The 23,473-nt window shown below is 37.2% G+C and carries 22 protein-coding genes, 1 pseudogene and 1 riboswitch; of the genes and pseudogenes, 6 read left to right on the forward strand and 17 right to left on the reverse strand.

The window, feature by feature from the left end:
- Nucleotides 1-56: 56 nt before the first annotated feature.
- The 4 genes from U473_RS12065 to U473_RS12080 are packed head-to-tail and all read right to left on the reverse strand — an operon-like array spanning nucleotide 57 to nucleotide 4,028.
- Entirely contained in the window at nucleotides 57-1,046 is a 990-nt protein-coding gene (locus tag U473_RS12065; RefSeq protein ID WP_068726724.1) for a TIGR01212 family radical SAM protein, read from the reverse strand.
- Between the two features lie 55 nt (nucleotides 1,047-1,101).
- Nucleotides 1,102-1,899 (reverse strand): TIGR01457 family HAD-type hydrolase, encoded by a 798-nt coding sequence (locus tag U473_RS12070; RefSeq protein WP_068726727.1) that lies wholly within the window; start codon nucleotides 1,897-1,899, stop codon nucleotides 1,102-1,104.
- 5 nt (nucleotides 1,900-1,904) lie between these two features.
- Entirely contained in the window at nucleotides 1,905-3,323 is a 1,419-nt protein-coding gene (locus U473_RS12075; RefSeq protein WP_068726729.1) for a sodium:solute symporter family protein, read from the reverse strand.
- Between the two features lie 24 nt (nucleotides 3,324-3,347).
- Nucleotides 3,348-4,028 carry a site-2 protease family protein gene (locus U473_RS12080; protein ID WP_068726732.1) on the reverse strand — a complete coding sequence of 227 codons (681 nt, stop codon included), beginning with the start codon at nucleotides 4,026-4,028 and terminating at the stop codon, nucleotides 3,348-3,350.
- A 75-nt stretch (nucleotides 4,029-4,103) separates the two neighbouring features.
- Here U473_RS12080 and U473_RS12085 point away from each other — a divergent pair, with 75 nt between their 5' ends.
- Nucleotides 4,104-4,664 (forward strand): beta-class carbonic anhydrase, encoded by a 561-nt coding sequence (locus U473_RS12085; protein ID WP_068726734.1) that lies wholly within the window; start codon nucleotides 4,104-4,106, stop codon nucleotides 4,662-4,664.
- 46 nt (nucleotides 4,665-4,710) lie between these two features.
- On the opposite strand, the gene pheA is transcribed toward U473_RS12085, so the two are convergent.
- The 3 genes from pheA to U473_RS12100 form a co-directional block, all read right to left on the reverse strand.
- Nucleotides 4,711-5,844 (reverse strand): prephenate dehydratase, encoded by a 1,134-nt coding sequence (gene pheA / locus U473_RS12090; protein ID WP_068726736.1) that lies wholly within the window; start codon nucleotides 5,842-5,844, stop codon nucleotides 4,711-4,713.
- A gap of 25 nt (nucleotides 5,845-5,869) precedes the next feature.
- Complete coding sequence (gene aroF, locus U473_RS12095) at nucleotides 5,870-6,883, reverse strand: 3-deoxy-7-phosphoheptulonate synthase (RefSeq protein WP_068726739.1); 1,014 nt, start codon at nucleotides 6,881-6,883, stop codon at nucleotides 5,870-5,872.
- Nucleotides 6,884-7,168: 285 nt separating this feature from the next.
- The gene (locus U473_RS12100) at nucleotides 7,169-8,251 is read right to left on the reverse strand and encodes a prephenate dehydrogenase (protein ID WP_161937333.1); all 1,083 of its coding nucleotides are present in this window, start codon (nucleotides 8,249-8,251) and stop codon (nucleotides 7,169-7,171) included.
- Nucleotides 8,252-8,528: 277 nt separating this feature from the next.
- On the opposite strand from U473_RS12100, the gene U473_RS12105 reads away from it, so the two are divergent.
- Entirely contained in the window at nucleotides 8,529-8,828 is a 300-nt protein-coding gene (locus tag U473_RS12105) for a hypothetical protein (protein WP_068726741.1), read from the forward strand.
- A gap of 94 nt (nucleotides 8,829-8,922) precedes the next feature.
- On the opposite strand, the gene U473_RS12110 is transcribed toward U473_RS12105, so the two are convergent.
- The 5 genes from U473_RS12110 to U473_RS12135 all read right to left on the reverse strand — a co-directional run bounded on the left by U473_RS12110 (nucleotide 8,923) and on the right by U473_RS12135 (nucleotide 14,789).
- On the reverse strand, nucleotides 8,923-9,522 hold the full coding sequence (locus U473_RS12110) for a ZIP family metal transporter (protein WP_321164171.1): 600 nt from the start codon (nucleotides 9,520-9,522) through the stop codon (nucleotides 8,923-8,925).
- A gap of 343 nt (nucleotides 9,523-9,865) precedes the next feature.
- Nucleotides 9,866-10,591, reverse strand: coding sequence for a formate dehydrogenase subunit gamma (locus U473_RS12115; RefSeq protein ID WP_068726743.1), 726 nt, complete (start codon nucleotides 10,589-10,591; stop codon nucleotides 9,866-9,868).
- Nucleotides 10,584-11,432 (reverse strand): 4Fe-4S dicluster domain-containing protein, encoded by an 849-nt coding sequence (locus U473_RS12120; RefSeq protein WP_082732533.1) that lies wholly within the window; start codon nucleotides 11,430-11,432, stop codon nucleotides 10,584-10,586. The genes U473_RS12115 and U473_RS12120 overlap by 8 nt, the downstream gene beginning before the upstream one ends.
- Entirely contained in the window at nucleotides 11,429-14,512 is a 3,084-nt protein-coding gene (gene fdnG / locus U473_RS12125) for a formate dehydrogenase-N subunit alpha (protein ID WP_082732534.1), read from the reverse strand. The genes U473_RS12120 and fdnG overlap by 4 nt, the downstream gene beginning before the upstream one ends.
- A 109-nt stretch (nucleotides 14,513-14,621) precedes the next feature.
- Nucleotides 14,622-14,789 carry a twin-arginine translocase TatA/TatE family subunit gene (locus U473_RS12135; RefSeq protein ID WP_068726750.1) on the reverse strand — a complete coding sequence of 56 codons (168 nt, stop codon included), beginning with the start codon at nucleotides 14,787-14,789 and terminating at the stop codon, nucleotides 14,622-14,624.
- A gap of 280 nt (nucleotides 14,790-15,069) precedes the next feature.
- Between U473_RS12135 and U473_RS12140 the strand changes: the two genes are divergently transcribed.
- Both U473_RS12140 and U473_RS12145 read left to right on the forward strand, forming a co-directional pair.
- Complete coding sequence (locus tag U473_RS12140; protein WP_068726752.1) at nucleotides 15,070-16,248, forward strand: pyridoxal-phosphate-dependent aminotransferase family protein; 1,179 nt, start codon at nucleotides 15,070-15,072, stop codon at nucleotides 16,246-16,248.
- 189 nt (nucleotides 16,249-16,437) lie between these two features.
- Nucleotides 16,438-16,623, forward strand: a complete 186-nt coding sequence (locus U473_RS12145; protein WP_068726755.1) for an H-type small acid-soluble spore protein — start codon at nucleotides 16,438-16,440, stop codon at nucleotides 16,621-16,623.
- A gap of 221 nt (nucleotides 16,624-16,844) precedes the next feature.
- Here the strand turns inward: U473_RS12145 and U473_RS12150 are convergent, their stop codons facing one another.
- Genes U473_RS12150 through metX form a run of 3 tightly spaced genes read right to left on the reverse strand, consistent with a single transcriptional unit; the run spans nucleotide 16,845 to nucleotide 20,012 of the window.
- The gene (locus U473_RS12150) at nucleotides 16,845-17,612 is read right to left on the reverse strand and encodes a methylenetetrahydrofolate reductase (protein ID WP_201024192.1); all 768 of its coding nucleotides are present in this window, start codon (nucleotides 17,610-17,612) and stop codon (nucleotides 16,845-16,847) included.
- Nucleotides 17,612-18,931: a homoserine dehydrogenase gene (locus U473_RS12155; protein WP_068726757.1), complete on the reverse strand. Its 1,320-nt coding sequence runs from the start codon at nucleotides 18,929-18,931 to the stop codon at nucleotides 17,612-17,614. The genes U473_RS12150 and U473_RS12155 overlap by 1 nt, the downstream gene beginning before the upstream one ends.
- Nucleotides 18,918-20,012 carry a homoserine O-acetyltransferase MetX gene (metX, locus tag U473_RS12160; protein ID WP_068726760.1) on the reverse strand — a complete coding sequence of 365 codons (1,095 nt, stop codon included), beginning with the start codon at nucleotides 20,010-20,012 and terminating at the stop codon, nucleotides 18,918-18,920. Before metX ends, U473_RS12155 begins: the two co-directional genes overlap by 14 nt.
- A gap of 109 nt (nucleotides 20,013-20,121) precedes the next feature.
- A riboswitch (SAM riboswitch) is annotated at nucleotides 20,122-20,228 on the reverse strand.
- 153 nt (nucleotides 20,229-20,381) lie between these two features.
- Between metX and U473_RS12165 the strand changes: the two are divergent.
- Together U473_RS12165 and gerQ are read left to right on the forward strand one after the other, a co-directional pair.
- Nucleotides 20,382-20,813, forward strand: a pseudogene (locus tag U473_RS12165) (cell wall hydrolase).
- 17 nt (nucleotides 20,814-20,830) lie between these two features.
- Nucleotides 20,831-21,238, forward strand: coding sequence for a spore coat protein GerQ (gene gerQ, locus U473_RS12170; RefSeq protein ID WP_068726762.1), 408 nt, complete (start codon nucleotides 20,831-20,833; stop codon nucleotides 21,236-21,238).
- A 173-nt stretch (nucleotides 21,239-21,411) separates the two neighbouring features.
- Here gerQ and ptsP read toward each other — a convergent pair whose 3' ends face one another.
- Nucleotides 21,412-23,142: a phosphoenolpyruvate--protein phosphotransferase gene (ptsP, locus tag U473_RS12175; RefSeq protein WP_068726764.1), complete on the reverse strand. Its 1,731-nt coding sequence runs from the start codon at nucleotides 23,140-23,142 to the stop codon at nucleotides 21,412-21,414.
- Nucleotides 23,143-23,182: 40 nt separating this feature from the next.
- The gene (locus U473_RS12180) at nucleotides 23,183-23,440 is read right to left on the reverse strand and encodes an HPr family phosphocarrier protein (RefSeq protein ID WP_068726767.1); all 258 of its coding nucleotides are present in this window, start codon (nucleotides 23,438-23,440) and stop codon (nucleotides 23,183-23,185) included.
- Between the last annotated feature and the right edge of the window lie 33 nt (nucleotides 23,441-23,473).

Here is a 23,473-nt window from a genome sequence, read left to right on the forward strand (position 1 = left end):
TGGGAGACTTCTTTCGGAGGGAAGTTAAAGCATTTTCACCAATCTTTCTTTCAAGATTAGAGGTGATCATCATGGAAGATACAATTTTCTTCAAAATATTTGCCTTGCCATGTATCCCTTCTTGCTAATTCTTTATCAATCCCATTTAAAACTTCCCATTTCTTCAATGTCCATAATGGTTCTACTAAAAGATCTGGTGGGCCATCTCCTGTTAAACGATGAACAACCATCTCAGGAGGCAAAATTTCAATCATATCTACGACCAACTTGGTGTATTCCTCACGATTCATAAAAGTTAATTTGCCTTCCCGATATAATTTCATCATCGGTGTTTTTCTCAAGAGATGAAGCATATGGATTTTTATACCTTGAACAGGCATCTGGGCTACAGCTTTTGCCGTTTCCATCATTTCTTCTTCACTTTCTCCAGGCAAATTCACAATAATATGAACCACTACATTAATATTCCGTTCTCTTAATTTACGAACGCCATCTAAAAAAACTTCATAACTATGGGCTCTGTTTATCAATTGTTGGGTATGCTCATGAATGGTTTGTAGACCCAATTCGACCCAGAGGTTTGTTTTATGATTCATTTCCTCTAGTAAATCAAGAACATCATCTGGCAAACAATCTGGGCGAGTAGCAATGGATAGGCCAACAACTCCTTCTTCCTCTAAGATTGCTTCATACATCTCTCGTAATTCGTTTACAGGAGCATACGTATTAGAGAAGGCCTGAAAATAGCCAATATATTTTGCCTTCGGCCACTTTTCATGCATCTTATCTCGTACTTCTCTAAATTGCTGTTTTAATTCTATTCTTCTATCTCCAGCAAAATCGCCGGATCCACGAGCACTACAAAAAATACAACCTCCTGTAGCCACTGAACCATCACGGTTTGGACAAGTAAATCCACCATCTAACATCACTTTAAATACTTTTTCTCCAAATTTCTGGCGATAATCATAATTTAATGTATGATAACGTTTGTTCCCCCATAAGCGAGGAACCTGCTCTTGAACACTTGTTGTTGATTTGATCATTACGTAATCTTCCATTCTTGTTTTCAAAATGATATCTACTATTTTAACATACTTCCTATAATAATTTCTGTGCTAACTCAAACAAATCATTTACCACAATTTGTGGCTGAAATGAAGAAAGGTTAAGATCATCTGCTTTGGTTATCCCTGTTAATACTAATGCAGTTGATAACCCGGCTTTGATTCCTGCTTGGATATCTGTATGCAGATTATCACCGACCACCCAGATATTTGCCCTAGATAAAGAAGGGGCTTGACTCATTAGCTTAGTAATGGCGTATTCCATGATGATTGGTGAGGGTTTACCAATCACCACCGGTTCTTTTTTGCTCGCGGCCTGAATCGCTGCTGCAATTGAACCCGCTCCTGGTTGAGGCCTTTTGTCAGAAGGAAGAAGATGATCAGGATTTGTTATGATAAACCTTGCCCCTTGGTGGATCAATTGAACAGCTTTCGTTAATTTTTGATAATTGAACGCTCGATCGATTCCTTGAATAACCGCATCAATCTGTTCCTTTCCCTCATTAATTCCCTCACTAATTTGGATTCCTACCTCTTCTAGTGCTGCTTCTAATCCAGATTCACCAATCATATATACATTTTTACCTAGTTTGTAGTCAATAATATATTGTGCTGTGGCTTGAGCCGATGTATAAATCTCATGCTCATGTGCAGGAATTCCTAGTTTGTTAAGATGATCGGCCACCATCTTAGGTGTCCTTGAAGAGTTGTTGGTTACAAATAGGAATGGAATCCCTCTTTCCCTTAAATGTTGAATGAATGATGGGGCATGAGGAATTGCTACTCCACCATGATACATCGTTCCATCTAAATCAATTAAAAATCCTATCAATCTGATTAAAACCTCCTTGGTTTTGTGAAAAGAACCATCAACAGGATCAAGCCAATCGAAACAATCATCCCAATCGCTTGAGGGGTTAAAATGCCAAACCCTTTTCCACCCGTAGTATAATTTAGTACCAAAGTAATCCCTATCCCAAGTCCACTTGCCAGAAAAGCAGATAATGTATTGGCCCCCTTTGAATACAGACCGAATAATAATGGTGCAGTAATCGCAACAGACATTAAAGAATAGAAGATAGACAAACTAGCAATGATATTAGGTAAATATAAGGCTAACACCACACCAGCTACGCCACTAACAATAGTAATCATCCGGCTTACTTTCAGCAATTCTTGATTGGAAACCTTTTTATTGATATAGGTTGCATAAATATCCTTTGCTAATGAGGATGTAATCATAAATAATACCGCATCAGCAGTGCTTGCCTCGGCAGCAAAAATAGCAGCTAGCGCTAACACGCTGATCCCAACAGGCAGCATTTCTTTCATTACCATAGGTAAAGCCATCTCTCGACTTGCTAGTTCAGGGAAAGCGGCAAAAGCCGTCATTCCTATGATGACTGGGATAAAAGCAAAAAATAATTGAATCAATCCATTATATGCCGTTCCTTTTTTGACTACCTGCTCATCTTTTGCACCAAAAATCTTCTGAATCAGTCCAGGCGAGATAATAAAAGAAGGTGTTAATAAAAAGATATAGCCAATAATCGCCTTGATGCCAATTCCGCTAAAAGAGAAATATTGTCGACTTTTCTCTACATCATCTAGATGTTGACTAACTAATTGTACTAATGAATCCCAACCGCCAATGGAATTGAGAGCAAAAGGCAAAGAGATGATAAAGCCAAACAAAATCATAGATAATTGAAATACATTAACGATCGCTGAGGATAAAAGACCGCCGATCACAAAATAAAGACTAACTACAATTGCCCCAATGAGTACACCGACCGTTTTTGAAGTTCCAACAACCACCGTTAAAATCCAAGAAATCCCAATCAATTGTCCAGCGAATAATGCCAGTGTACCAATGGCCATCATGGCTGCAATCATTAAACGGAAAGAAGTATGATATCGATGTTCAAGATAATCACCTAATGTGATAAGATTATATTGTTTTGATAGTCCCCAGATTTTAGGCCCTACTGTATAAGCTAACAGAAAGGAACCAATGGCTGAAGCACCAATCCACCACCATGCAGAGACCCCATTGATATAGCCCAAACCCGCTACTCCTACTGTTGACCCAGCCCCAATATTAGCTGAAAGCAAAGTGGTAAATAATAGCCCAGTGTTTAGTCTACGTCCTCCAACCAAGAAATCTGAGGAATCTTTAATATATCTTTTTGTAAAGATGCCAATGCCAAAAATAATAAGTAGATAAAGAATAAAACCAAAGACATAAATAGACATTACGCCATCCCTCTTATCTATAAATTACAAGCTAAAGATGAAAAGAAATAAATTCTCCAATGAATTAAAGATGATTGGTTGGATAATATCAAAGATTGAGCCAAACACAAAATCCCCAACAGGTGTGATAAATAAAATGAGGAAAATAAACAAACTATAATGTTCATATTGAATAAGTTTTGATCTGACTTGACTTGGTGCTAAATCCTCGATCACTCGATAACCATCAAGTGGAGGAAGTGGGATTAAATTAAATATAAATAACACCACATTTAAATTGATCAAAATTGTAAATAATGGAATAAGAACATCTATTGCCCTAGCGCTTAATTGAGCAAGTATTCCAATAGCATCAAGTGCAAACCATAATCCCATAGCGATGGTAGCCACCAATAAGTTACTGATCGGGCCTGCAATGGATACTAAAACACCAGCAAGTCGTTTATTCTTAAAAAAGAAGTAATTCACAGGAACTGGTTTTGCCCAACCTAATCCAGCAATAAATATTAAAATCGTTCCAATCGGGTCTAAATGAACCGCGGGATTTAATGTCAATCGGCCTTGATTTTTAGCAGTAGGATCGCCAAATTTATACGCAACAAAGGCATGGCTAAATTCATGTACAGTAAAAGCGACAATTAGTGCAAAAATAACATAAGGTAATTGGTTGATAGGATAATATAAAAAACGTTGTAATGTCTCCATTTTCTTCACCACCTTCAACCTATTATAGCTAAAATGAATTGAGAAGTAAAAAACTTTAGCAAAGGAGCAATAGAAATGGAAAAACTTTATGAAATTTTAGCGTTTAATGAAACGTTTGTCGAAAATACTGAATATGAAAGATATCAGACAAGCAAGTTCCCCAACAAGAAAATAGTGGTCTTAACCTGTATGGATACCCGTTTGGTGGAACTACTTCCCCAAGCGATGAACATAAAAAATGGAGATATTAAAATGATAAAAAATGCAGGAGCGATTGTTTCTCATCCATTTGGAAGTGCGATGAAAAGTATTCTTGTTGCGCTATATGAGCTTCAGGCAGAGGAGGTAATGGTGATCGGCCATTATGACTGTGGTATGAGCCAAATTGATAGTAAGCAAATGATTAAACATATGAAGGAAAGAAGTATATCTGAAGAAGTGATCAATACACTGGAACATTCAGGTATTCCTCTTGTTGAATGGTTATCTGGATTTGAAAGTGTGGAGGAGAATGTAAAACATAGTGTTCAAGTCATTAAAAACCATCCCTTATTACCAAAGGGGACCCCTGTTCATGGACTAATTATCGATCCACATACAGGCAGATTAGATTTGATTGTAGATGGGTATAAATAAGGGGATTAGGCTACACCTAGTCCCCTTTTTTTCTTAAGTTTATTCCCTAATAGTTTCCGATGATTTTTAAATTAATGATATTCTCTTGTAATTCCTCAATTGCTCGTTGTATTTGTTTATCTAATAAATTCCCTTCAACATCCACATAAAAATGATATTTCCATGGTTGGTTAGGAATTGGCCTTGATTCTAATTTAACAAGGTTAATACCGTGTTTTGTAAAAATTCCTAAACTATCATACAGTGATCCAACATTATGTCGTAAAGAATAGATCAAACTTATTTTTTTACTTTCTTCACTCAATTCCACTTTTCTCCCTACGATGATAAAACGAGTCCAATTTTCTTGATTGGTTTGAATATTGTTCTTTAATACCTTTAAGCCATATAATTCGGCTGCTTCCTTACTTGCAATCGCCGCTTTACTTGTCTCGTTCAATTCTTTAATGAGTTTTGCACTTGCTGCTGTATTATCATAAGTGATCAATTTCCAATCAGGATGCTGATCTAAAAAGGATTTGCATTGACGGAATCCCTGGATATGGGAATATACCTCAACAATTGATTCTTCGGTCGCCCCTTCAACACTAAGAAGATGATGTTCAATCGGTAAGATTTCTTCACCTACAATATATAAATCGTATTTTAGCAGAAGGTCATAAACTTCATGAATACCCCCTGTTGATGAATTTTCAATCGGTAATACCCCATAGTCGGCATTCCCCTCTACTAATGCCTTAAACACATCCTCAAATTTTTCAAAATGAAGAACGGTTTCTTTATTACCAAAATATTTTTTTAAGGCTTGATGGCCAAATGCACCTGGTTCACCCTGAAAAGCGATTGTTTTTTTGCTTAATGGTTCCCCAATTGGAAGTAAAATCGATTCTCCTATCAAAAGCAGATCTGACAGATTCCACTTTTTAGCCTGAATCTGTCTACTTAATTTCATGATAATTCGATATAATTCCTGAATTTCTTGAGTTAGTTCTTTATCTTGTAGATGTCGAACCACTTTATCCAAAACGAGTTGTTCTCGATCTTGTTGCAGGATAGGAAGCCCAAGCTCTTGTTTGATTTCTAAGGCTTCTAATGCTTTTTTTATTCTTTTTTCAAAGTATTCAACGATTTGTTGATCATATTGATCAATTTCAGCTCTTATTTGGTCTAACCGTTCCATGTTTCGTACCTCTTTTTCAAAGAAATTAGATTTTACGACCCATTACATCTGCCATTTTCTTCAGATCATTGATTAAGTCATCAAACATCGGTAAGGTTAGTTGCTGGGCTGCATCGCTTAAAGCAATTTCTGGTTGTTGATGGACCTCAACAATAATTCCATCGGCTCCTACAGCCATTGCTGCTCTTGCAAGTGGAATCACCCAATCTCTTTTTCCTGCAGCATGACTTGGATCAACAATCACTGGCAAATGACTTAATTTTTTTACAACCGGGATAGAGCTTAAGTCTAACGTATTTCTGGTATATTTCTCAAAGGTACGAATACCTCTTTCACATAAAATGACGTTCTCGTTTCCTTCAGACAAAATATATTCAGCCGCTAATAACCACTCTTCAATCGTAGCAGAAGCACCTCTTTTTAACAAAACAGGCTTATTGGTTTTACCGATTTCTTTTAATAGTTGGAAGTTCTGCATATTCCTTGCACCAACCTGTAAGACGTCAGAATACTCACTCACAACCCCAACTAAATCAGGAGAGATAACCTCTGTTACAATGGGTAAAGAAGTATGCTCTTTAGCCATTTTTAATAATTGTAGTCCTTCTTCCTGTAATCCTTGAAAACCATATGGCGAGGTTCTCGGTTTATATGCCCCACCTCGAAGCATATGGGCACCTGATTCCTTAACACCTTGAGCCACAGTCATTATCTGCTCTTCACTTTCAACAGAACATGGGCCGGCAATGATTGTAAAAGAGTCGCCACCTACTTGTTGGTTCTCAATCTTTACTGTTGAGTTCTCAGGATGGAATAAACGATTGGCCAATTTAAAAGGTTGTTGTACTCTAATTACTTTTTCAACAATATCAATGGATTCTAACTTACTGGTATCTAATCTTTGTGTATCACCAATTAATCCTAGTATTGTTAAATCCTGTCCACGACTCACATGAACTAATACACCCATTTTCTCAATCTTTTCACTTACCTTACTTACCTGCTCTTCATTTACTCCGCTTTTTAATACAACGATCATAATGACGCCTCCTTTTTATTTTTTGGTAAAAAAATAGAGGCTCTAATGAGCCTCTTATGAATAAATTCAAGATTAAGCTTTTATTCAATACTCATTAAAAAAGGTAGTTTTCGTTTTTTATAACCCAAAAAACCAGCGCTAAAATAAAAGCCCCAGCTAAAAAAGTAGTTATAAAATCGATTCCCTTTTTTAATATTCGTAAGCATGGTTTAACTCCAACGCCTTTCTTGAACAGTTGTGAAAATTTAAACTAATTTTAACCCTTTAAAGTGTGTGTGTCAACCCTTATTTAAAAACAAGATATTCATGTTTTTGTAAAACTTGATAAGCAGAGACTTGATCTAAACGATTTTCAAGAATAATTTTTAGGCAACCATTTTCAAATTCCCGATTATGAATGATTCCGATATTTTTAATATTGATCTGATGTTCGTAAAGTAAGGTTGAGATCTTGGCAATCATGCCAGGCCGATCTTCGATATCTACAATTAAAGCATATTGCTTGGGGATATCTGTGTTTACCGTATCTACGATTTGGTCTCTCATCTCTTTTGCCTTTGAAAAATAGGTAAACAGATAATCGTTGTTCTCTTCACGTAATCGTTGTTTATATTCATCAATGGTTGTAAGAAGCTGTTTTAATACTAGATCGATTTTTTCTTTATTACTCAAACTAATATGTTGCCATAAATGAGGACTTGATGAAGCAATACGTGTAATATCTTTAAATCCTCCAGCTGCTAATTTGATTAACACCTCTTTATGATCAAACTCTTTTATCATATGCACCAATGCAGAAGCTATAATATGCGGAACATGACTAATAACAGCTGTAAATAAGTCATGCTGTTCTGCATCCATGGTAATTGGCATCGCCCCAATCGCATCGATCATTTCATATAAAAGGGTGATTTTTTCTTCTTTGGATTGCTCTAATGGTGTGAGAATAAAATAGGCATTTTCAAACAAATGGCCTTTTGAATGGATATAACCGGATTTTTCCGAGCCAACCATTGGATGCCCACCTATAAAATCATAGTTTACCTTTGCTGCTAGCTGCATAACTTGCCCTTTGGTACTACCAATATCGATGACAGTAGCCGTATCCTTTACTTTGCCATCAATTCTTTCCATCCATTGTAAGGTGATTTCAATCGGTGTACAAAAGATAATCAGATCAAAAACTTCCCAAGATAAGGTTTCTAAATGATTTAATCCATATTGGATTGTTCGTTCGGCCATAGCAGTTTCTATAGTTGTTTGATCTTGGTCCACTCCCGTAATGGTTACATCCCACTTACTTTGTAATGCCTTTGCTAAAGATCCCCCCATAAGACCTAGACCAATGATTGCAATTTGTTTTCCCAATCTCCTTCTCCCTTTCTCATTTAGTAACATAGTTATATTATAATTTACAGCTTTTATGTTTAAAAGCATTAAATTACTATTTTTCTTTTTAAATTTTTGATTTTGCTTATTTTTCTGATTATTGCTAAATATATGTAATATCTTTTTTGAATATTTGTCACACCTTTTTCTTTGTTTTTGATTTATAATGTCAATTGAGGATGTGAAATGATTAACAAATAAATATATCCTTTTAAAGCATGGATAGAAGAAAATATGATCATCGGGGGAATTCATTATGAGTATTTTTGAGATTGTCATGTTACTTTGTTTTGGTGCAGCATGGCCATTTTCTATTTACAAATCCTATGAATCTAGATCTATAGAAGGTAAAAGCTTTTTATTCTTAACTATTTTACTAATAGGTTATATTGCTGGGATTTTAAATAAACTTTTCAATAGCTATGATGGGGTTATCTATTTATATATCATCAACTTTGCCATGGTTGCAACAGATATGGCATTATATATCCGTAATCGCCGTTTTCAAAACCAACATGTGCAAAAACGCCCATTACGTTCTTCACACTCGCATTAAAGTGTATCGTATTTTGCATACGCTCCGTCATTCATGTCTTTTCTTGAAATAAAACAATAATAATTTAAAACACCTCGATTGAGGTGTTTTTGTTTTACATAAACCATTCATTTAAAAAGAACATGACTAATAAGCCATTGACAAAAGCAATCGTTGCTGATACTTCATAACCATGGCCATGGCTTTCTGGAATCAGCTCCTTGTATACGATATAAATCATAGCCCCAGCTGCAAAAGCTAAACCATATGGGACAATAAAATCCACAATACTTATGGCAAAATACCCAGCAATTGCTGCTACCACCTCAATCATTCCTGTAAAGAGGGCAATGAGAAAGGAACTTCCTTTGCTAATTTTTTGTTGGACTAGGAAAAGCCCAACCAATAGCCCTTCAGGTGCATTCTGCAAACCGATGGCTATAGCAATAAGTGGCCCCAGTTGACTATGTTCTGAGGCATAGGATACCCCAACAGACAAACCCTCTGGAATATTATGTAGAGTAATGGCCACAACAATTAACCATGCTTTATGATCAATTCCTTTTAAATTTTGGTTAAAGTTCTCGATGTCAATGTGCGGTATGACTCTTTCCATTAAAAGCAAAATGTTGGTTCCTAAAAACACTCCTATAAAAACAGGAAGAATTCCTCCCTCTTTTGCCTGAGGGATTAAACTAAATGTACTTGCAGACACCATCACCCCTGCTGTAAAAGCTAAAAGGGTATCTCTCATTCTATGATTTAATTCTTTTAAAAAAACAGGGGTAAAGCCCCAATGCCGGTGGAAATCCCCGCTAATAGACTACCGATTAACATGCTTATCATACTTTACACCACTCTTTCTAGCAAAGCACCCCTAATATATTAAATTAATATCTTCTTATATTTTACGTGAAAAAAAGAAAAGAAAAAAGTTTTACTCCAAAATGCTAATCTCCAAATGTAGAGTCCCTGTCCATGCACTTGTTAAAAGAAACCAGAAATAATGGTTATCGAAAAAGGCACACTTACGTAATGTAAATGTACCTTTTTCCTGTTTAAGCTTGGAATGTATTGTTTTTATTTTGATCGACCTGTTTCATTTTCCTCATTTTTCTCTCACCACAGGTAATCATTTGATCGTACTTCACTTTATCAAACCATAATTTGTGGTGATGTTCTGCATATTCTGCCTCCATCCATCCTGTTGTCATCGCATTGAAAGATGCTCTTTCTCTGGCATGGAAAACGGTTAAATGCAAATGGATCCCGAAGAAAATCGTGATGATTACCGCAGAAACATCATGTATGACTAGCATCCATACTCCCAAAGAACCATTAAACCAATCAAACCATAATGCAAAACCTGACATGGCTAGTAGCAAACCAAAGACAATGACAACTAGAAAATACAGTTTTTGTCCTGTATTATACTTATCCTGTGGCGGCATCCCTTCACCACCAATAAAATAGTGTTTAGGAGCGGCCTTTAACCAACCAAAGTCATATTTGCCCCATTTAAAAGCAACTAAAAACCCCCAACGTTTACTAGAAAAAAGAAAATAAATCAGTGGTGCACCAATGAAGAGAATCGCCCCAATGCGATGTCCTTGGCGAAAAGCCATACCTGCTTCTGTTGTGAGCAGTGAAGCTGGTCCTTTAAAGAAAATCATAAACCCCGTTACAAGTAAAAGTATAAAACCAAGGGCAACCATCCAATGCATTATTTGATCGGGAACACAATATCTTTTTACATATTTCGTCCGTTTATAGGCTTTACTCATGTTTCTTCTCCTCCTTCAAAAAATCTTCAGGCTCATCTTTTCCATTAAAGTTAAAGGCGGTGGAAGAAACAATAAAGTTGGCTAGGAATCCAATTCCCGCGACACCCATTAATACCTCGGTAACAGGTTTGATTACACCAGAGCGGAATTCAACCAATTCATTTGTTTTTGGATTGGTTGGTAAACCATACTCCTCCGGTTTCTCAGTTAAAACGTAAATATAGTGGGTTCCACCCATTAATTTGTCACCGTAAACATTCGCATTTGGAAAACGATTTTTAATTTGTTTAACTCGTTTATAGGCTTGTTTTATTGCCTCATCCCATGACATGAATTCTAATGCTTTGGTCGGACAAGTTTGTACACATGCAGGTGCTTCTCCATTGGTAATCTTATCCTGACAAAAATTACATTTATTCATCTTATCCTTACCTGTAAAAGCATCATGCTGGTATCTTGGGATATCAAATGGACAAGCCTTCTCACAGTAGCCACAACCAATACAGCTTTCCTGATCAAAAGCAACAAAACCTTCCTTATGCTGATATAGCGCCCCTGTTGAACAGATCGCAACACAAGGAGCATCGGAACAATGCATACATTGATCTTTGCGAATTAACCACTCAAAAGTATTGGTCTTCGGATCATATTTTTCATCAAATCGCATCAAGGTTAAGGTATTAAACGAGCGATCAGCAGGGTTTTGGTAAGTACCTGGAACCTTATCAAACTCCGTAGCTGGAAGATTATGCCACTCTTTGCAAGCCAATTGACATGCTTTACAACCTGTACAAAGTGAGGTGTCAACTAATATCGCTTTATCTGTTTTTTGTGCCATCATTCATTATCCCCCTTCGTCACATTGCATAAGCATGCCTTATATTCTGGTGTACCTGTATTTGGATCGGTTACCGAGTTGGTCACAAGATTAATTGAATCCCCAGTTACAAGACCTTTAAATCCCCAACCCCAAGGAACACCAACGACTTCAATTTGTTTCCCATTAATCGTTAAGGTTTGGATACGATCAGTTACCATTGCCGAAATTGTTACCTTTCCCCGTGCTGTGGAAATCGTGACTTTATCTCCAGACTGAACACCGATTTTCTTTGCAAGATTTTTACTCATCTCGACAAAGTTGGAAGGCATTAATTCGTTCAATTGCGGTGTATTCCTAGTAACCCCACCTGATAAAAATTGCTCTGTCAGCATATAGGTGGTTAGAACATAAGGATAGTCTTTTGCTTCACCCAGTTTTTGAATTTCGGGAACTCTGAACTCACGCAAAATCGGGTTATTTTTTTGTTTTGGATAAAAAGCATTTTCTACCGGTGACTCTTTCGGCTCATAATGAGCAGGTAATGGTCCATCTGCAATTCCTGCTTCCTTAAGTATTGGAGCCACTTTGAATATGTTAGGGTCATACCCTTCTTTCAATTCTACAGATACTTTTTCTGCTTGTGGTTGGGCATAAACCGTTCTAAACAATGCTCCTTTTGCATCAGCGATTGGGAAGACTTTTGATCCTTCTGGTGTATTTGGTGCTTTATCTTTGGCAGCAACGTCTAAAATATCTGGACCTGTCCACTTGGTTCCATCCCACCATACAAGGGCACGATCTTTATCTCTAGGCTTCCCATTAATGTCAGCAGATCCACGGTTATAAAGAATACGAATATTTCCTGGCCATGCAAACGTCCAATTTGGATAAAGTCCCAAGCCGCTAGGATCACTATTATCATGACGTAACGTGTGGTTTCCTTCCTCTGTAATCACGCCTGTATAAAGGCCGCCTAAGCCAGAAGAAACTGTGCCTGGTTCTGCTTTTTGGATCTGTGCTGCACTATTTAATAGTTTCCCAGTTGTTAAATCATAGCCGTTTATCTCTTTTAAGACTTTCTCAAGATCGATTTCTTCTTTGCCTTCTACATGATAATCCCATGTTAAATCGAGAATTGCGCGATCTTTTTCATCAGTGCTATTTTTATATAATTCTTTTAACTTTAATAGAATCATTGAGATGATATCGGCATCTGGTTTTGCTTCTCCAGGTGGACGAACCGCCGCCGGTTTCCCTTGAATCCACCTTGCAGAGTTGGTCATTGTACCTGCTTTCTCAAAAGACATCGCTGCAGGTAAAAGAATGACCTCTGTTTTGATCTCTTTTGGATTAGCACCAGGATGTTGCCAGAATGCTGCCGTTTCCGTTTCAAATACTTCAGAAACGACCAACATTTCTAATTTCGATAAGCCTTTCCAGACTAACTCTAAGTTCGGCGTACTAACCGCAGGGTTTTGTGCAAAAATAAGTCCTAATTTAAACTTCCCTTTGTTCATATTTTCAAAAATGGAAATATGACCTTGAGATGCTTCTTTTGAATCCCGTTTTGGCAAGTAATGATAACCGAACTCATTTTCAGAAGTTGCTTTATCCCCATACCATGCTTTTAATAATGCAATTGTCTGCTTCGTTCTTGTTGTACCAAATGCCATCGCATAATCATTTAATGTCGCATGTTTATCGGTTGGCGCTGGCATATAACCAGGTAAAATATGTGGTAAACAAGCCATATCGGTTGATCCTTGAACGTTAGGTTCTCCGCGGTTTGCATTGATACCGCCACCAGCCATTCCCATATTTCCAAGAAGTAATTGAAGGATTGCATACATGCGAATTCCTTGTACTCCAGTTGTTTTTTGGGTCATTCCTAAAGCATAAAGAATGGTTCCTGGACGATTTTCTACAAGAGTATCGGCAATTAATTTAATTTTTTCCGCCGGAATTCCCGTAACCTGGGAAGCCTTTTCAAATGTATAGTCTTTAAAATGTTCTTTTAATTTCATCAAGACGGTATCGGGATCATCAAAAGAATCGGCCACGATCGGTTTTCCATCTGGTCCTAACTGATAGGTCCAAGTATCTTTGTTATATGTTTTCTTTGCTTCGTCAAAACCAGAGAATAAACCTTCATGAAAAGAGAACTCTGGGTTTACCTTGTAAAGTGCTGTGGTGTAATATTTGACATACTCTTGATCATATAATTTATTCTCAATGATATATTTCACAATCGCACCTAGATAAGCGATATCTGTCCCTGGTCGAATTTGGGCATAGATATCTGCTACTTTCGCGGTCCGATTGAAGCGTGGATCCACGACAATGATCTTGGCACCATTTTTTTGTGCTTTTAGTACCCAGCGCATCGCCATTGGATGGTTTTCTGCGGTGTTATTTCCTCCGATTAAAAGAACTTTTGCATTTTTCATATCGGTAAAACTGTTTGTCATCGCTCCGCGACCAAATGAAGGGGCTAAACTAGCCACCGTTGGCGCATGTCATATCTCGGCTTGGTGTGTGTAATATTGAACACCAAGCGCACGGTTAAACTTTGTGTAGAGGTAAGCTTCTTCATTATCGATTTCCGCGCTTCCTAAACTAAACATTCCATTCACACGATTCACTTTCACGACTTTACCATCTTTGGTAGTAATTGTTTTTTCAAAGGTGTTATCACGAACCTCTTTAATCTTATTGGCAATTTTGCTAATCGCATCTTCCCAAGAGATGGGTTCCCATTTGTCACTTCCTGGCTTTCGCACTAATGGATAAGTAAGACGCAATTTTGAATTGTGCATTTCTTTTAAGGATCGACCTTTTGGGCATAATGCACCTTCATTAATCGGATGATTTTTTAATCCTTCTGTAGATACGATTTCATTTCCCTTTGTTTTAATCTCAATCCCACATCCTACGGAACAGAAGTGGCAGATACCATATGATGTAGCCGCACCTGCTGTCATTAATGGATATGTTTTATCATTTTCATTGTCTTTAGCAAATGCTTGTTTTTCTGCAAGGTAGGAAGCTGCTACAGATGCTGCAGTAAATTTAAAAAACTGGCGCCTTGTCAGCTTTGGCATTTCTATCCCCTCTTCCTGAAAATTGATTTTTCTCTTTTGCTCTAATTTAAGTTCAAAATATTAAAAATATTGGTAAATGTGAAATTATTCACAAATAGTGATATTGTTTTTACTTAGTGGTCGGTTGATCATCAATGATCTCTTTTGTTACACTTTTAAATTCCTTTAATGTTCGGCCAACAGCCTTTCCAAGCTCGGGTAAGCGATTCGGTCCAAAGATCACTAATGCAATCACCAAAATTAAAATTAATCCTGGCATACCAATATTAGAAAGCATCTTTTCGTCCCCCCCTTTTTTTATTTAAGATCTTTACAAATGTTGTCTTAGAACTTAATTGTAACTAAATTGTCACATTATTTATATATCTATTTTAATACTAATTCTTAAAAAAGAGAATGGTTAATTTTTTTAATTTTCAAATTTATTGTTACTTTTTTTATGGTGTCAATAGATTTTTCTTTTTTTTAAAATTTAATATTCTCATGAAGGTATTTTATGAAAAATATTGAATATTTAAACTAATATATATAAATCATGATTCATAGGAGGAGAGCGCATGAACCAAGAATTAATTTTACCGAAACGATTATTGATGGGTCCAGGACCTAGTGATGTTCATCCGCATGTTTTAAAAGCAATGGCAACCCCATTATTAGGACATTTGGACCCGACCTTTCTTAATATTATGAATGAAACCATGGAATTGATTCGCTATGTTTACGAAACAAAAAATCAAGTAACGATTGCGATGTCAGGTACTGGCAGTGCTGGTATGGAAACGGTATTTGTGAATCTGATTGAACCAGGAGACAAGGTCATTATTGGGGTTAATGGTTTATTTGGTCAGCGGATGGTTGATGTTGCAAAAAGAGCAGGGGCTGAAGTGATTCAAGTTCATGCAGAATGGGGAAGAATTATTAATCCAGATGATATAGAAAAAGCATTAAAAAATTATTCCCCTGTAAAAGCAGTAGCGGTGGTACACGCAGAAACATCTACAGGTGCAAACCAACCATTAGAAGAAATAGCAAAACTAGCGAAAGAATATGATGCTTTAATGATTGTTGACGCTGTTACTTCACTAGGTGGAACGAAAGTTGGGGTAGATAAGATTGGGATTGATGCGGTCTATAGCGGTACGCAAAAATGTCTTAGTGCTCCCCCAGGACTATCCCCAGTCAGTTTAAGTGATAAAGCGGTTGAAGTTCTAAAAAGCAGAAAAACAAAAGTACAAAGCTGGTACCTTGATTTGTCAATGATCCAGGCTTATTGGGGACAAGAACGTTTTTATCATCATACGGCACCGATTTCGATGATTTATGCACTTCATGAGGCATTAAGATTGATTAAAGAAGAAGGCTTAGAAGCTACCTTTAAACGTCATGAACAAAACGGACGTGCTTTGCAAGCGGGAATTGAGGCGATGGGATTGGAGTTATTTGCGCAAGAAGGTCATCGCTTACCTATGCTCACCTCAGTCAATATTCCCGATAGTGCTGATGATGTGAAAGTACGCCATTTATTACTCGAGCGTTATGGGCTTGAAATCGGAGGAGGTTTAGGACCCACAAAGAATAAAATTTGGCGTGTAGGCCTCATGGGATATTCTTCTCAGAGAAGTAATGTCATTCAGTTCTTAACGGCATTGGAATCGATCTTATCCGAGTTAAAAATTAAGATCAATGAAGGGGAAGCTGTAAAAGCTGCCGAGAATTACTTAAATAATCATGAATAGTATCGCTTCACCATAGAAGTAAAAAATAGGTTTGAGCCCTAATTTTTGCAATGCTTGAATTACAGGTTGAGTAAATCTCAAAACATTGAGGTAGGTCATTAGTATTTCCTCTCCTTACACACCTTTACTTCTTTGCATACTTTAAAAATAAATTAGAAACGCTATTAAAAAGAAAAGAGGTGAGTAAAAATGAATTTTCATAGAGCAGAGGAAATTCTTCAAGCGAAAGAAACGATAGAGGTCTTTTATGATGATCAATCTGTTTGGATCAATAGCCTTGATTCTCAAACAGGAACTGCTGAAGTAACAGATATGGATAATCATCGTTTAAAGGTTCCTGTTGATGAACTTACTGAGGGTAAAGTGATATCGTAAGAAACTGAAAAAACCATCAAAGTATCAAAAAACCATGAACAAGGGTGAACATTTCCTATCGGTCATGGTTTTTTCATTCTATGATATATTATCAAATTATTTTTTTATCTGCTTATCAGATACTTGCAAGAGATCAGATACAATCGACAAGTCACCAATTGGATAAATGTGAACACCTTGAACGATCCCCTTTATCTCCTCAATTAATTGTTGTGCTATCTCTATTCCTGCTTTTCTACCCCCTGTTCTACTTTGGCAATCATCTCCGATGAAATATGGATACCTGGTACTTTTTCATTTAGATAATAAGCCATTTTCACACTCTTTATAGGAAGAATGCCAAAAATGACATGAACTGGTAGGCCTCTTATTTTCTCTAAAAATCGTTCTACTTGGGAAAGTTCATAAACAGGCTGAGTTTGAACAAATTCGACTCCAGACTCAATCTTTCTTTTTAGTTTTTCCACTTCAAGCTCTAGGTCATCATTTCCAGGGTTTGCAGCACCGCCGATAAAGAAATCAGTTGCGCTGTTTAAAGGATTGCCTGATAAGTCCTTTCCTTGGTTGAGTTGATAGGCAATGTTGGCTAATCCTGTCGAGTCGACTTCAAAGACTCCTTTTGCTTGTGGGTGATCTCCTCTAGCTGGTGAATCTCCTGTTAAGGTGAGGATGTTTCTAACACCTAAAGCTGCAGCACCTAATAGTTCTGATTGCAGTCCTATGATATTGCGGTCACGACAAGTTAAATGGAATATCGCCTCTATCCCCATATCCTGTTGAATCACATGTGCTAAAGCAATGGGACTCATTCGTAGTGTAGCCATGGGGCTATCTGCAATATTTACCGCATCCACAATCCCCCTCAAAAAGGTAGCCTTCTCTAAAACAGGCATTGGATTTGCTCCTTTGGGCGGTTCTAATTCTACTGTGGTGACAAATTTCCCTAACGTTAATTTTTCTTTTAATCCATGAATTTGATAGATACTCATTATGATCTTCCCCCTAGCTTTATTCCTTCTTCTTCCACCCTTTCTTCATGATGACAACTTAATGCAGGATAATAGATCATTTTTGTGCGATGGTTTACGTTTTGTTTCAATGCTAAAATTTGTTCCTCATTCCCCTTTACCAGATGGCCTACCAAAAATCCCTTTTGTACAGAGATGGTTTCTCTTTTTATCATTTCTAATTCAAATTGGTGTAGCTTTACTTGCCAAAACATTTGATCTGCACTAGTCATTGGATGATGTTGCTCATGAATGATTAACCAAAATGGATTTTCTATTGATTCTGTAACCGTGGCCGTTGTTTCTATTTCCTTTTTATGGTGATAGGAATAGGTTGGATGTTGAAGAACGTCTACTAAATCCTCTACAATCGCACTAGCTGTAGGAAGAGAGCCTGCTCCTGGACCTTGTAAAAATAGGCGGCCAACAACATCAGTTTCAATAATGATCGCATTATCTACCCCTTCAACACTATACAATGGATTAGACTCTGCTAAACAGGTTGGTTCTACTCGGACATTCCAGCCTGTATCTGACTTATAAAGTGATGCAACTAGTTTCATTCGTAAGCCTAGTTCTTCAACAAGAGCCAATTGTTCCAGCGTAACCTCCGAGACCCCAATCTTTTTCACTGAAGCCCAGTTTGGTCGTTCAGGAAAGATGATGTCACTTAAAACCATTAATTTATAAAAAGCATCCCAGCCTTCAATATCATTTGTAGGATCTGCTTCTGCAAAACCTGCTGCTTGTGCTTCCTTTAACGCCTGTTTAAAGGAAATTCGTTTTTTCCTCATTTGACTCAGAATATAATTCGAAGTCCCGTTTATAATCCCTTGGATTTTTGTAATTTGATTCACTTGAAGCAATTGTTTAATCGTCCGAATAATAGGAATTCCACCAGCTACACTAGCTTCAAAGGCTAGCATTACCCCATATTGTTTCGCGATTTCCTTTAATTCAGCTCCATTAAATGCCATTAATTCTTTATTTGCTGTAATCACATGACAACCTTTTGAGAGTGCCTGAATGATATATTGATAGGCAGGATCTCTTCCCCCTATCATTTCAATGACTACGTCTAATTTAGGTAATTGTAAAATATCCTGATAATTCGTTGTAACGAGAATAGAATCCCTCATCTCCAAAACTCGTTTCTTCTCTATATCCTGAATCAAAATCGCAACGACTTCAACAGACTTGCCTAAGATATGTTGTAATTGTTTTTGATGGGAAATGATCGTTTGATATACACCAGTTCCCACCGTACCCAAACCTAGTAAGGCTACCTTAATCGATTCCATATAAACCCTCCTTTACAATCGATCCCCATTTATCAAATTCGACTAAAAAACCATCATGGCCATAAATCGTATCGATCTCATAAAAATTTGCATGACCTCCTAATTGACGATAGGCCTCTGTTAGCTCCTTTAAACTTTCTGGCGGATAAAGCAAATCCCCTTTATAGGCAATAGCGATCATAGGGGCTTTTAATAATTTCAAGGCTTCTTTCCATCCTCCACGGCCACGACCGATGTCATGACTATCCATCGCCTTAAGTAAATATAGATAGCTATTGGCATCAAAACGTTTTGTTAATTTATCTCCTTGATAACTAAGATAAGATTCTATTTCAAACGTAATTTCATCGTGGGAATTCCCCCACTCATTACGAAGGCTCCTCTGAAAACGTTGATTATACAACTCTTGTGAACGATAAGTAATCATTCCTAACATACGTGCAAGACTTAATCCATGATCAGGTTTATCTTCCAATGGATAATTTCCATGATTCCATTTAGGGTCATGAATAATAGCAAAGCGGGACATAGCATTAAAAGCGATGGCATAGTCACTTAAATAAGAAGTCGCAGCAAGGGGAAATAGCTTATCCATAAAGGTAGGGTAAAGAATTCCCCATTCCAAAACTTGCATTCCACCTAATGACCCTCCAATCACTGCATGCACATGATCAATACCCATTTTCCTTAATGCTTTGTATTGAGCATGAACCATATCCCTGATGGTAACAAAGGGAAATGAAGCACGATAAATCTCTTTATTGTCAGGGTTTATACTTAAAGGACCTGTTGTACCATTACATCCACCAATCACGTTTGTCGTAATCACTTGATACTCATTCGTATCAATCCATTGATAGGGGCCAATCATCCCAGACCACCAACCAGATGTCCCATCATTTCCATAAGCAAATTGATTTCCTGTCAAACCATGACACACTAATATAACAGGTGCACCAATGGAGCCTACCCTCTCATAAGCTATATGAGCTTGTGGTAAAATCGTTCCAGATTCAAGCATTAAATCTCCAATTTCTATTTTTCCATACTCATAATGAAGATTGATCTCTGCCACCGCCATCCTTACTCCTCCTCTTCATCCATTCAAATCCCCTAAAAAAGTAAAATCCCCTTCCTAAGAAGAGGGATTAAAAAACCATCTCTTCAAGAAGAGATGGTGATCGCCGCTCTTCTTATCTATCAGAACATGAATGTTCTGCAGGAATTGGCACCGCGTTTTATTTAAACCGGTTGCCGGGCTTCATAGGGCCAGTCCCTCCGCCTCTCTGGATAAGAATTTCCTTTATTAAATTAAATGATTAATACAAGAATACAATGCATTAAAACAGATTGTCAAGGGATTTTTTTAAAATGATTCCTTTGTTTTAATCACCTATTCTGCATAGGTTAAATATATTGTTATGGAAGCCTATATATGCGGGGTGAATCAATGGCTGTAATAAAAGCTAATTCAAAAGACGTGAAACTGTTGGCTAGATTAATGAGGGCTGAAGCTTAAGGTGAAGGGAAGCTTGGCATGCTAATGGTCGGTAATGTTGGAGTTAATCGTGTACGTGCTAGTTGTTTAGACTTTAAAAACATTCGGACAGTTAAGCAGATGGTTTTCCAATCTCCTGGTGGATTTGAAGCGGTTCAAAAATCTTATTTCTATCAAAGAGCCAGAACACAGGATATCCAACTAGCAAGAAAAGTGATTAGAGGTAATAAATACCATCCAGCCACTCGAGCATTATGGTTTTTTGAACCACTAGGTCCGTGCCCAAGAACATGGTATAACCAACCCAATGCGGGGCGCTATAAAGACCATTGTTTTTTTCACCCTACTTACAGTAATTGCCCTTCCGTTTACCGAACTTATTAAAGAGGAGTTGAATTTCGATGTATCCTTACAATCCATACTATTATGATTCATATTTAATCAATCCCTATGATATGAATATGCCCGATTACATGCAACCAATGGTACCACAACAACCAATGGTACCAATTCCACCATCACCTGAAACAGGAATCGATGTGCCTGGTCTTTTACCAGCAGAACAATCTTATATTGAAAATATTTTAAGACTTAATTTGGGAAAAATTGCAACGATTTATATGACTTTTGAAAACAATAAAGAATGGAATGCCAAAGTATTTAAAGGTAGTGTGGAAGCTGCAGGTCGCGATCATATTATTATTAGCGATCCACAAACTGGAAGACGTTATCTTTTATTGATGGTTAATCTTGATTATATCACTTTCGATGAAGAACTAAACTATGTTCCTCCAACTGTCAGATTATAGCCTTTTAAAACAGAAGGGACACCTTTAACGTGTTCCTTTTATTTTTGCATCGGCTCTAGTTCTCTTGCAATTTCTTCTTTCTCTTTTTTAGATAAGGCTAACCATTGAACTTCCATTTATTATAAAAAACAAGCCCCATATCGCTACAGGGCTCATGTGCTCAAAATTTGTTTTTACTTTAATTTGGCTAACACTTCTTGCTCTACATATTCCTTAATTTCTTCAGCTGTTTCCATTTGTAATACTTTTTGTGCCACATTTTTCATTTCAGACACATTCAACTTACGGATCAGGGATCGTGCAGGTAGGACGGAAGAAGCACTCATGCTAAATTCATCTAAGCCCATTCCTAAAAGAATTGGAATCGCTGTAAGATGCCCTGCCATTTCTCCACACATTCCAGCCCATTTACCTTCTTTATGAGCAGCTTGAATCACCATATGGATCAAACGTAATACAGCAGGGTTGAATGGTTGATACAAATAGGAGACTTGTTCGTTCATTCGATCCGCTGCCATCGTGTATTGGATCAAATCATTGGTTCCAATACTAAAGAAATCCACTTCTTTAGCTAATTGATCTGCGATAATGGCGGCTGCAGGAATCTCAATCATCATTCCTACTTCCATTTCTGGATTAAAAGGAACCTTTTCATTGATTAATTCTTGTTTTACTTCTTCTAAAACCTGATTGGCTTGGCGAAGCTCTTGAAGTGAAGCAATCATGGGATACATCAATTTAATATTGCCAAATACACTTGCCCGAAGAATTGCCCTAAGTTGGGTTTTGAAAATATCGGTTCGGTCCAAGCATAAGCGGATCGCCCGATAACCCAAAAATGGATTCATTTCCTTTGGTAGGTTAAGATAAGGTAACTCCTTATCCCCGCCAATATCTAAGGATCTGATCACAACAGGGCTTTCTTGACTAAACATTTCAGCTACAGTTTTATAAGCTGCAAACTGTTCTTCTTCAGAGGGTAAATCACTTCTACCCATGTAGAGGAATTCGGTACGAAATAAACCAATCCCTTCTGCTCCATTTTCTAAAGCGCCTTTACCATCTTGAGGGTTGCCGATATTTGCTACGATTTCAACTTGATGTCCGTCTGCAGTAATCGAAGCCTCATTTTTTAAGGTTTTTAGTTCAGCTAAATGCGCTTCATACTGTTCTTTTTTTGTTCTGTATTCCATAACCAAATCATTTTCAGGATTGATATAAACGATTCCCTCATTTCCATCAATAATGACATAGTCCTCTTGATTGGTCTTTTCAAGAATATCCTTTAATCCTACTACAGCTGGAATCTCCATCGATCTTGCCATAATTGCTGAGTGAGAGGTTCTTCCTCCAATATTCGTAGCAAAGCCTGCTACCATTTCACGATTTAATTGGGCAGTATCTGATGGTGTTAAGTCATGAGCAATCAAGATGACCGGCTCTGCAAACTCATCTAAAGACATTTCTTTAATCCCTAATAACCGTTTTAAGACCCTACTGCTTACATCACGAATATCTGCAGCACGCTCTCTCATATATTCGTTATCCATACTTTCAAAGATCATAATAAATTGATCTGTAATCTCTTGTAATGCTGCTTCTGCATTGATTAAATCGGTCTTAATTTTGTCTTTTACAGCACCAATATACTCTGGGTCTTGTAGTACAAGAATATGCGCTGAAAAAATTTCTGCTTCCTTTTCCCCTAATTTTTGCAGCGCCTTTTTCTTAATTAGTTCCAATTCGTCAATCGCTAGTTTTACTTTTTCTTCAAAACGGTTGATTTCTTGCTCCACTTGCTCTGCTTGAAGGGAATGCTTCTTTACTTCAATCTTGTCTTCTTTCAAAAGAAAGGCTGGCCCCATCGCAATACCTGAGGATGCTGCAATGCCTGTCCAATTCATTTATACAAACCCCCTTATCCCATGATTAAAAGAAAAATGATTACTCAAGGACAGATTCTAGAATCTCACCAATTGCATTTAGTGCCTCTTCTTCTTTTTCTCCACTGGTTACCACGGTTACTTGGTCTCCTTGTCTAATTCCTAAGGACATCACGCCCATAATACTTTTTGCATTTACGGTTTTATCCCCTTTAACTAAGGTGATTTCTCCAGGGAATGAACTTGCTTTTTGTACTAATAATGTAGCTGGTCTTGCATGAAGACCAGCTGGGTTTTTGATTGTAAATACTTTTTCCATAATGAAATTCCCCCTATTTAATCATCTATCTAA

It is taken from the genome of Tepidibacillus decaturensis (genome assembly GCF_001561915.1).
In the GTDB taxonomy this organism is placed as follows: domain Bacteria; phylum Bacillota; class Bacilli; order Tepidibacillales; family Tepidibacillaceae; genus Tepidibacillus_B; species Tepidibacillus_B infernus.